Source organism: Gordonia neofelifaecis NRRL B-59395, assembly GCF_000192435.1.
GTDB classification, from domain to species: domain Bacteria; phylum Actinomycetota; class Actinomycetes; order Mycobacteriales; family Mycobacteriaceae; genus Gordonia; species Gordonia neofelifaecis.
The window spans coordinates 1-1962 of the sequence record NZ_AEUD01000035.1 but is presented as its reverse complement, the minus strand read 5'-3'; the positions used below and the strand labels follow the sequence as shown (position 1 = coordinate 1962).

The 1962-nt window shown below is 71.7% G+C and carries 3 protein-coding genes; 2 read left to right on the top strand and 1 reads right to left on the bottom strand.

The features are described from left to right. Both SCNU_RS20690 and SCNU_RS19835 read left to right on the top strand, forming a co-directional pair. Positions 1–350 (top strand): hypothetical protein (locus SCNU_RS20690; RefSeq protein WP_009681202.1); only part of this gene is annotated, 350 nt, incomplete at its 5' end. Next, positions 347–991: a glycine-rich domain-containing protein gene (locus SCNU_RS19835; RefSeq protein WP_009681201.1), complete on the top strand. Its 645-nt coding sequence runs from the start codon at positions 347–349 to the stop codon at positions 989–991. The genes SCNU_RS20690 and SCNU_RS19835, both read left to right, overlap by 4 nt. On the opposite strand, the gene SCNU_RS21020 is transcribed toward SCNU_RS19835, so the two are convergent. Next, entirely contained in the window at positions 988–1884 is an 897-nt protein-coding gene (locus SCNU_RS21020) for a tyrosine-type recombinase/integrase (RefSeq protein WP_139026178.1), read from the bottom strand. The two genes, SCNU_RS19835 and SCNU_RS21020, sit on opposite strands and share 4 nt — an antisense overlap. Between the last annotated feature and the right edge of the window lie 78 nt (positions 1885–1962).

Sequence of the window (1962 nt, the reverse complement as noted above, 5' to 3'; positions counted from 1 at the left end):
CCACCGCACCCGCCGGTGACCCCGCCGCTGCCACGATCAGCGGCAGCGCGCCGAACCAAACGCTGTCGCTCACGCTGCCGCAGGGGACCGGGCTGCACCTGCTCGGCGTCGTCTCGACGGTCGCCGAGCTCGGGCCCGCCGGATCACCCGGTGACGCCAAGCTCGTGCTCAGCGACCCGCCGCACCTGTGGGTGTCCGACGGCACCAGCTGGCACGACTCCGGGCAGCTCCAGGGCCCGGCCGGTGAGCCCGCACCCGACCAGGTCACCGGCGCTGGCCTCACGCTCGCCGTCTCGAGCTCGCCGCCCGCAGCAGGTACCCCGGCCACCACCATCACGGTCGTGTCGTGAGCCTGTACCGAGCCGGATCACCCGCCCGCGTCTACGTCGGCGACGCGCTCGCCAGCGCCGTCTACAAGGGCACCGTCAAGGTCTGGCAGCGCGACCCCTCGACCGAAGGCGGCACACAATCGGTCACGCTCACGGTCCCGGCGTACGCGGCGTTCGCCGACGTAGGTGTGATCGGTGGCGGCGGTGGCGGCGCGACCGCTGACAACGGGATCACGACCAGCAACGGCGAAGGCGGCAACGCCTCGAGCTGGCGCACCGCCACAATCCCGGTCAAGCCCGGCGACACCATCACCATCACCATCGGCAACGGCGGCGCTGGCGGCTCGGGTGGCGCGAAGCGCAACGGCGCGGCCGGTGGCGCGAGCACCGCAACCGGTCCGGCCGGTCTCAACTTGAACGCACCAGGCGGCACCGGCGGCGTCGGCTCGACCACCAACGACGACACCACCGGCCACGGCGCGGCCGCCGTGACAGTGAACGGCACCGTGTTCCCCGGCTCATCGAACGTGACCGCCGGACAGCCCGGCTCACAGTTCGGCGGTGGAGGCGGCGGCGGCCCGTACCCCGGATGGGTGAGCAGCCCGGCGGCCGGTGGCACCGGCGCCAAAGGCGGATACCAAATCGTCTGGCGGTCGTACTAGGCGACGGCCGCAAACGTGGTGGCGGACAACGTCGCTCGCCGCAGCGAGTCGTCCGGCAGCGCCGTGTAAATCTGAGTCGTCGCCACGCTCGCATGGCCGAGCAGTTCCTGCACGGCCCGGATATCGCGGTCGGCCCGGTACGCCGCGCTCGCAAAGCGGTGGCGCAGCGTGTGAGTCGTCCACCCCGGCGGCAGCAACCGCGCAATCAGCTTCCCGACATGAGCCGGTGTCAGGTGGCCGCCGCGCGGCGATGGGAACGCGTACCCGCGCCGCTGCTCGAGCTGCTCGGCGAGCTCGTCACTGATCGGCACCAGCCGCTCCCGGCCGCCCTTACCGAGCACGCGCAGCTGCGCGCCGTCGAAACCGCGCTCGACGTGCTCACCGCGCACGGCCGCTATCTCGGCCCGCCGAAGGCCGCCCGTCGCGGCGAGCGCCAACATCAGGCGCTCACGCGGCGCGGCGTTCACCACGGCCGACCGCAGCGCCGACTCCGGGCACGGCCGTGGGCGGCCGGGCTTGGCCGCGACGGTCGGCAGCAGCCGAGCAGGGTTATCGGGCCGCTGCCCGGTCGCTTGCAACCAGGTGAAGAACACGACCAGGCACGCGCGCACCGACCGGCGCGTGTTGTTGCTCCATCCCTCATGGTCGAGCCACGCCACGAGCTCGGGCAGCTCGACGGCGCTCGGCGCGGCCGTCGCCACGTCGGCGAAGCACAGCAGCTGATACTGGCGCAGTTTGCGCGTCTCGAGCGACCGACCACCAGCGCCGAGATAAGAGACAAACGCCGCGATGGCGGCAGACCACATAAGCACGTCTGAAAGATCGTCCGAACTGCGGACCGGCGCTGCCAGCGCGACCACATCGCCGCCGAATCGTGCCCGCGTCGCAACCATGAAAACGCCCCGAATCAGGCCGCGACCAGCGAAAGCAACCTATCAGCGGGTTCGGGGTTCGAGTCCCTGATGGCGCAC

Bases quoted from the DNA above. Each gene is read 5' to 3' on its own strand.
- SCNU_RS21020 (WP_139026178.1), bottom strand. From the start codon at position 1,884: ATGGTTGCGACGCGGGCACGATTCGGCGGCGATGTGGTCGCGCTGGCA.